The following is a 7500-nucleotide window of genomic DNA, read 5'->3' as shown; positions in this document are numbered from 1 at the left end:
CCCCGGCACTATCACCCGCTCGCGAGGCAGATGCTCCGGGAACGGCTGGCGTGACGGCCGCTTGCGCGTGAACGACGCCACCTTCGTGGTTTTGGCCGCGGCCATTTCGGCGGTGAGTTCGTCCTCCGTCGCCGAACTCTCCAGCTCCTCCAACGTCAGTTCAAGCTGATCCAATAGCCGCGCGGTACGCTCCGAGCGCGGACCATGGCGGTCGCGGTTAAGTTTCTCGATTTGCAGCTTCAGATGGGCGATCAACGCCTGGTCGTCGGACTGCCGGGCACGGGCGGCCGCAGCCTCCGCCCGTGCAACGATCAATGCCGCTTGCAGCGTTTCGACGTCGTCTGGCAGCGATTCAAGGCCGTCACCCATGGTCCCGATGGAATCACAAAAGAGGCGATTTGAGGCCTCTTTTCTTCCGCACCTCAGAACTTTTTGAGCCTATCCTGCGCTCTGTGGCCGCCACGTGTGCTGCGGATTGCGCCAGTCGATCGCCTCCAGCAGATAACTCATCTGCGCCGCGCTCAGCCCCACCACACCGCCCACCGTCGCCGGCCAGACAAAACGGCCACGGTCCAACCGCTTCGCGTAGAGCGACAGTCCAACTCCATCGTGCCACAAGGCCTTGATCAGCGAACCGCCCCGTCCGCGGAACACGAAGACATCTCCGGCGAACGGATCACGACCAAGGCTTTCCTGCACCAATAATGACAAACCCTGCATGCCCTTGCGCATGTCGGTGTGGCCGGTCGCAATCCAGATCCGTGCGTTCGAAGAGATCGGTATCATCGACGCTCCAGAACCTGCAGCACCCGCGCCAGCGCCGCCGCATCGACGCTGGCGTCGACAATCACTCGACGATCCCTGCCGATTACGATCACCATCTGCCCACTCGGCGGTGTGGCAGCAACCGCCGGCTCGACCTCAGCGGCCAGGATGACCCGCGCAAAGCCAGATTGTTCGCTTTGAGGGCTGATCGGCTCGGGCCCGAACGCGCGACGCCATGTCATCAGCAACGAACGTGATATGCCATGGCGCCGTGCCGTCGACGTTTCACCCGCTGTTCGGACGACAGCTCCGCTGCGTCGGCAAACGATGTAACCGATATGGCCAGCGCCTGTTGCTGCAGGTTGATGAGGCAACCGTATGGTCGGTTCCTCCGCATTGGACCGATCTTTGGGACCCGGAGGCGGCGGACAAGCCCTCGTGCGTGCGTTCGACTTGATGGAGCTGGCCAGCCTGGTGCTGGGTATGGCAGCTCTCGGCGAAGCGCTGACGCCTACAGTCCGCAGTGGCCTCATGCCTTTTCTGCGCCGGGGCATGGGGGGGCGCAGACGCTGGCCGCCGCAGGCCCCCTTTCAACAGTCAGTTGCATCGCGTACTCCACCAGTGCCGCGTAACGAGCGCACAGCTGTCGTTTACGTGCTCGCGACAATGGCGATGAGCACACCGAGCGGAGAACGCCATGAAGGAGTTCCTCAAAGTCCAGCTTCACCACCTCGAACGGGTGCCTACCTCTACATTCGCCAGTCCTCGATGCGACAAGTCGTTGAGAACGTCGAGATTATAAAGCGGCAATATGCGCTTCGCGGACGCGCAACAGCCCTCGGCTGGCGCGACGAGCAAATCATCGTCGTTGACAATGATCAGGGTGAGTCCGGCGCATCGGCCGCCTGGCGCGAGGGCTTTCAGCGGTTAGTCAGCGACGTCGGCATGGGGCGCGCCGGCATCGTCATGGGCCCGGAGGTCTCCCGGCTCGCGAGCAACAATGCCGACTGGCAACGTTTGCTGGAGATCTGCGCGCTCGCTGACACTCTGATCCCGATGAGGATGGCATGTACGATCCGACAAGCTTCAACGACCGGCTCCTGCTCGGACTCAAGGGAACAATGAGCGAGGCTGAGTTGCACGTGATCAAAGCACGGCTACGCGGCGGGATCCTCAACAAGGTGAGGCGGGGTGAGTATCGCTGCACCCTTCCAAGTGGCATCATCCGTGACATTGCCGCAAAATCGCGAGCGGAGCCCGAGTTACGCGTGAGATTCTCGTTGGCATGCTTGCGCAGGCGCGACTGTTCTTAACCAGAAGCAGCACCGGCGCGGTGCCAACATCTATGCAGGTGCGGGAAGCGGAGTGCATCGGACCAACGAACCTTATCTACTAATGACGACCTCATTCACAATTGGCCAGATGAAATTCGCTTAGCGCCCGACACGGCAAGCCCTTCTTCTCCGCCGACAGCGCATGAGTCAGGTGACCTGAGTAGCAGCAGACCCCGTTCCTCAGGTCTTCATCTTCTATAACTGCCTGCAAGGAGCCACGCTCGCTGATATAGCGGATGTAGCCGAAAGTTCGTTCTGTGAGCAGACGAGTTGCAGTTTGCGCCACCATTGATGGGATATGGTCACAATTGTAATGCACCACGCCCTCCTCACGATACGTGTGGTAGAGCGACTCCGAAGAGATGCACGTTTCAATCATATCTCGATCACAGGCAGTACAGTCACAGATAATGCTGCCCGGCTGCATCGCACCAACCATGCTGCGGTCGATCAGATACTCCATTCTATGCTTCGGAAGACCGGAGCGACGCACTGCACAATTCAGGACTATGTCGGTCTTCGGCAGCGCCGCCGCAATCATATCGCGAGTGCGAGAAGGATACTTGTTGTCCATGACGAGCAGTTTAGTACCAGTTGCGCTTATGTAGTCAACGCGTTCGGTTCCGAAACGGGCATTTGCTTTGCCATTGAGGTCCGCGCGGCTTTGATTAGAAACAACGGTCAAGGCGACACCAAGATCGGACAAGTATTTGAAAGCCGAAAGACCTATGTTGCCGCATCCGATGATTAGAGCCCGCCCCCCTGGAAGAAGGAACTCGTTGCGCGGACAGAATACTCCTTTTTCCTGCGAACAGAGCTCCAACGCCCTCTGGGCGAAGAGATAGCCGGTCAGTCGGCTCATCGGTTCGAGCAATGGATATTGGCCGGCTCTTCCCACCCACTCGTAAGCGATTCCCATAAAGCCCCGACTAATGAGTTCGGTAACGTCTTGCGCGGCAATGTTCTCGTCGAAATGAAGATAGGTGAATAGGATATGATGCGGAGCATAGTCATCATACTCTGATGGCAAGGGTGCTTTGACTTTGAGGAGAAGCCGCGCCTTGGCCAGAACATCGCTCTTAACGACAACCTTCGCGCCGCTCGCCTCGTAATGCGAATCGGAGAATCCAGCCTCTTGCCCCGCGCCGATTTCAACGTAGACTTTGTGGCCGAGGCTCGAAAGAGCTCTCGCCTGTATCGGCTCGAGAGCGACGCGTCGCTCGTCCAGTTTGATTTCCTTCAACACGCCGACGTTCATGGAAAACTCCTTGCACTCTTTTGCCGATCGGATCCGCTGCCGTAATTGTCCAGAAGCCGCGTCGCGAACCTTCAGGGTTTGCTAGTTTGTATGCGGAGTGTTGGACTCATCGCCTTACCGTCGTTCTCCGAAACGCACGCTTGAGGAAAACGACAGAGAGGTTACCGGGTGAGGCTCCTCGAGCCGATGTTCCGGATTGCAAAATCGGACGAGTAGTGCCTTACCGTCGAGCACGACACCCGCATTTACGGTAAACACCAGGTCTGGCACTTCGGGAGCAGGCATCATGATATTAACAACGACGCCGAGGCACCACTCATCTGGCTTCATCCATCGGTTCATCGAATAGCTCACTGCGAAGTGACGAGAAGAGCACAATAAGGAGCGCGGTGAGTGTGCAATCGTCATGCCGGCCTTTCCTGAGCCTTAAAGATGATTTTTCGAGACAATACAGCGAGCGCAGACGAGAGCAACTATCAAGCTTAGCAGGGTACAGTTACCTCTGCACGGTGATCTTACCTAATGGACCTTGGATCAGAGAAGGTCCTGGATCAACTTAGGCGCCGCTTTGAGAACCTCGAGCGAGCGCCGAGCGAAGAGCCGCCCCTCCTCGGAGTGGGGCGCAAGCGCACAGGCAACGCTGCTGATGGCGACCGCCTGCTCGAGCCCGGCAATGCGTTCCGCCGTTGGTTGAATGCTTTTGTGCTCACCGACGGCCGATCAAAGCCCCCGCAACGTGAAGCGGACGCATCCGTTGTCAGGCCTCATGGCCCAAGCGATCCAGAAATGGATTCAGCCAACGTTCGATTCGTCTTCCCAGCCGGAGTTGCGGACAGCATGGTCCGCCCTGCAAAAACCGCTCGCTCTGCGTGATTGAAAACTCGCGGGATTCCTGACGGGCTCACTAAACTGACGAAACTGCCAAAGTAGTGTGCTAGGTTCAGGTCAACCGATTCAATAGGCGACTTCAATAGGCGACGATGTGGACGGCAACTAAGAAGTTCCTGGCGAGCTTTTCGCGACAAGTCGCGACCGGCCTGAAATCCTCAGCGCGTGAATTTTTCGTGTTCCGCCTGCGAGCGGCCGATCACCTCTTCATGCTTCCCCCTTTTCCGTTGCTCGCCGGGCGACGAGCCTTGATCGAGGTGTAGTCGATGGACAACGTCACGATAGCCTCGCTGCAGCGGACGAGCACTTCAACAGTACTCGCCAATGTCCGCGCTTGATGCTGTGGACGGCTCCTCCACGGGCACGAGAGTGCCAAAGACTGGGCGCCGTTTAAGGCTCCCACGATTCGGAGGAGCAACCTATGCAGTCAGTTTCAACAATTGGTCTGGATATCGCGAAGTCGGTCTTCCAAGTACATGGGGTCGATGCAGCCGGCCAGGTGGTCATACGCCGTCAGCTCAAGCGCCGCTTCGTGCTGTCCTTCTTTGAGAAGTTGCCGCCGTGTCTAGTTGGGATCGAGGCTTGCGCTTCATCGCACCATTGGTCCCGCGAGCTGCAGGCGTTGGGGCATACGGTGCGTCTGATGCCTCCGGCCTATGTGAAGCCCTACGTCAAGCGGCAGAAGAACGACAGCACCGACGCGGAGGCTATTCGCGAGGCGGTCACAAGGCCCAACATGCGGTTCGTGCCGACCAAGACGAACGAGCAACAGAGCTGTCTGATGCTTCATCGCGTACGCCATCTCTTCATTCGCCAGCAGACTGCTGTCATCAACTCGATCCGTGCATATCTGGCCGAGTTCGGGATTGTTGCCCCCGTCGGGCGCAGGGGTGTCGAACAGCTGTTGGAAGTCGTCGCCGATCCAGCCGACCGCCGAGTTCCGGAGGTGGCCCGCGCGTGTCTTGCGGCTCTCGGCGGTCAGTTGCGGGCACTGAAGGCTCAGATCCTGGAGTTCGACAGGCGCATCATTGCCTGGCATCGATCAAACGCGACGAGCAAGCGACTGGATGCGATCCCTGGCGTCGGTCCAGCACTGGCAACGGCGCTAGTCGCAAGCGTTGCCGATGCCACAACCTTCCGATCGGGGCGGGACTTCTCGGCCTGGGTCGGGCTCGTGCCGAAGCAGAACTCTAGTGGGGGCAAGGACAAGCTTGGCCGTATCAGCAAGCAAGGCGATCGCTATTTACGCAGCCTGTTCACAGCGGGCGCACTCGCCGTGATCCGCTATGCCAAGATCCATGGCACGAGCCATCGGCCTTGGCTCACTGCGTTGTTGGCACGCCGCCCCACCAAGGTCGCAGCCATCGCACTCGCCAACAAGCTCGCCAGGATGGCATGGGCGATGATGGCCAGGAACGAACCCTATAAGGAACCCGCCGGCCTTACGGCGTGAACGAGATCACAGCCGGTCACCGGCTGTAACGTAAAGGGCGAACAGCACTAATGCGGCGCCGGTCGATCCGGCGATCAGGACAACCCACATGGGCCATGGCATCTTCGAATGCGTGCTTTTGATCGGGACCTGATCCGCGGAGGGCATTATGGCCAGCGGTCATGAGTACCGCACAAGAAGGCCGAACACATGGCTGCTCCGACCAACGCCGCAAGTGAAGATTCTCCTTGCCAACCCGGAGCCGTCCACACATGGCCCAGCGATTAAACGGATCGTAAATCGTCGGAGCACCGTAGGCCGGTGGGCAAGCGCGCAAGCGAGCGCCGCACTGAAGCATGTGAATGATACCGCAGATAATGCGTTGATCCCCATAACGCGCCGGCCGGTCTGGTGCCTTGGCAGATACGGCTTTATCGGAGCCAACGGCTTGTCGTTGAACCAGGATGTCCTTTGCCCATCGAAGCTCTCTGCCCCAGTACAACGAACGGCCAGAAGTGCGTCTAGGGTCTAAATCCAAGCCAAGTGGTGATGTGACCTCGTTCTGCAAAGAAACCAGATGGCGAGTATGATAGCAGTAGGCGACGAATACGAGACGTAAACTCGTCACGACGAGGTCCGAGAGTACCTGGCGCAGCCAAGGATGTTGAGCAGAGATACCCAAGAAGATCATCAATATTCCAGTGATGCTCGTAATAGTGACGGAGCTCTGTGATTTCACCGAAATTGGAAGCGCGAAGGACTTGTCGATAGGGCAATTGTACAGGTCGAACAGCTCCGGGACCTGCCGGAAAACCTCCGCCCCAGAACTCCTGAATATCGCTCAACATCGCGCGATACCATTCTCCAGGTTCCGAGCAATCCCGCTCGCGGTACATAATCGCAATGCAGCCATCCGGCTTAAGCATTTGGGCTAGCTTTGCCAACACCGTGCTTTGCTCCATCCAGAGAAAGGAGGCCGCGATTGTTGCGATATCAAATGACGACATTGGTTCGTTTAGGTCTTCAGATCTCGACACTGAGAACTCTATATTTTTGACCCCCACAGCTTCCGCCATTTGCCTTCCTTTCTCGACCATTTCATCGCTTGGATCGACGAAAAGCACGTCCGCAACCAAGCGCGCCAGGGGAATAGCAATCTGCCCCGTACCGGCACCGAGATCGAGTGCACGACTGCTGTTAGAGAGGCTGCAAACCCGGACCAATGAGTAGAACAAGTCTTCTGGATATGGTAGCGCGTGCCGTGCGTAGTAGGTCGCCGCACCACGATATATGTCAGTCACTGCGATCATGCCTATCTCCGTATGTCTCGTCTCTGCTCGCGGCCTGATTCTACCGATACGACTGACTAGAGCCGCCGCGACAGGACCGTGAATATCTCGATTGCCGCGTTCATTGCCATACGCTGAACTTTTTGGCAGTCGCTGAACGCTCTAGCAATTGACAGGCCCCACGCCCGGAGACCTTGAAGGCGTGCGCGCCCCGCGATTGTGCCAGAGAGCCGATCCGCTTCCATAACGTAGGGAGAGGAGGTCGCAGTTAGAGCAGGTTTGGCCGTTGGCCAGAACAGATTGGATTCGTGTCGCATGCCGAATTCCTTGAGACCTTTGATCCACCCACATTTGATTGCCACACGACCTTCCTTTAGATCAATTACTAACGTTGGTAGTTGACCAAAGAGCTATCGCCCAAAGTTGGTGACGGCGGGAATCGGGAAGGCGGCATATCGTGGGGGTGCTTGACGCCTCCACTTCTCCACCGAAGGAGCGATATGCCGTGTCCAACGATAACGTCATCCAGCTGAT

Annotated in this window: 8 protein-coding genes (1 of these 8 only partly in view); 3 read left to right on the top strand and 5 right to left on the bottom strand. The window is 58.0% G+C overall.

Annotated features, from left to right (window positions below; translation table 11 throughout):
- The 3 genes from tnpC to QCM77_RS23000 all read right to left on the bottom strand — a co-directional run.
- A protein-coding gene (gene tnpC, locus QCM77_RS23010) for an IS66 family transposase (RefSeq protein WP_279685015.1) crosses the window boundary here: on the bottom strand, positions 1-369 show its 5' portion. It extends 1260 nt beyond the left edge of the window; the window shows 369 of its 1629 coding nt (coding positions 1-369); the start codon lies at positions 367-369; the stop codon falls past the left edge of the window.
- 69 nt (positions 370-438) lie between these two features.
- Complete coding sequence (gene tnpB, locus QCM77_RS23005; protein ID WP_231188497.1) at positions 439-786, bottom strand: IS66 family insertion sequence element accessory protein TnpB; 348 nt, start codon at positions 784-786, stop codon at positions 439-441.
- Complete coding sequence (locus tag QCM77_RS23000) at positions 783-1007, bottom strand: hypothetical protein (protein ID WP_279685013.1); 225 nt, start codon at positions 1005-1007, stop codon at positions 783-785. The genes tnpB and QCM77_RS23000 overlap by 4 nt, the downstream gene beginning before the upstream one ends.
- Between QCM77_RS23000 and QCM77_RS22995 the strand changes: the two genes are divergently transcribed.
- Both QCM77_RS22995 and QCM77_RS22990 read left to right on the top strand, forming a co-directional pair.
- Positions 1001-1222 (top strand): DUF5372 family protein, encoded by a 222-nt coding sequence (locus QCM77_RS22995; RefSeq protein WP_462804346.1) that lies wholly within the window; start codon positions 1001-1003, stop codon positions 1220-1222. The two genes, QCM77_RS23000 and QCM77_RS22995, sit on opposite strands and share 7 nt — an antisense overlap.
- Positions 1204-1890: a recombinase family protein gene (locus QCM77_RS22990; RefSeq protein ID WP_462804345.1), complete on the top strand. Its 687-nt coding sequence runs from the start codon at positions 1204-1206 to the stop codon at positions 1888-1890. The genes QCM77_RS22995 and QCM77_RS22990 overlap by 19 nt, the downstream gene beginning before the upstream one ends.
- Positions 1891-2169: 279 nt before the next feature.
- On the opposite strand, the gene QCM77_RS22985 is transcribed toward QCM77_RS22990, so the two are convergent.
- A complete protein-coding gene (locus QCM77_RS22985; protein ID WP_279685012.1) occupies positions 2170-3357 on the bottom strand; it encodes a Rossmann-fold NAD(P)-binding domain-containing protein in 1188 nt (395 codons plus the stop codon).
- 1309 nt (positions 3358-4666) lie between these two features.
- Between QCM77_RS22985 and QCM77_RS22980 the strand changes: the two genes are divergently transcribed.
- Entirely contained in the window at positions 4667-5698 is a 1032-nt protein-coding gene (locus QCM77_RS22980; RefSeq protein WP_279685010.1) for an IS110 family RNA-guided transposase, read from the top strand.
- A 500-nt stretch (positions 5699-6198) separates the two neighbouring features.
- Here the strand turns inward: QCM77_RS22980 and QCM77_RS22975 are convergent, their stop codons facing one another.
- Positions 6199-6987 (bottom strand): class I SAM-dependent methyltransferase, encoded by a 789-nt coding sequence (locus QCM77_RS22975; RefSeq protein WP_279685009.1) that lies wholly within the window; start codon positions 6985-6987, stop codon positions 6199-6201.
- Positions 6988-7500: the final 513 nt, after the last annotated feature.

This window comes from Bradyrhizobium nivariense (assembly GCF_029846695.2).
Classification (GTDB): Bacteria; Pseudomonadota; Alphaproteobacteria; order Rhizobiales; family Xanthobacteraceae; genus Bradyrhizobium.
The sequence above is the reverse complement of the archived record's forward strand: the minus strand, read 5'-3'. Positions and strand labels throughout refer to the sequence as shown.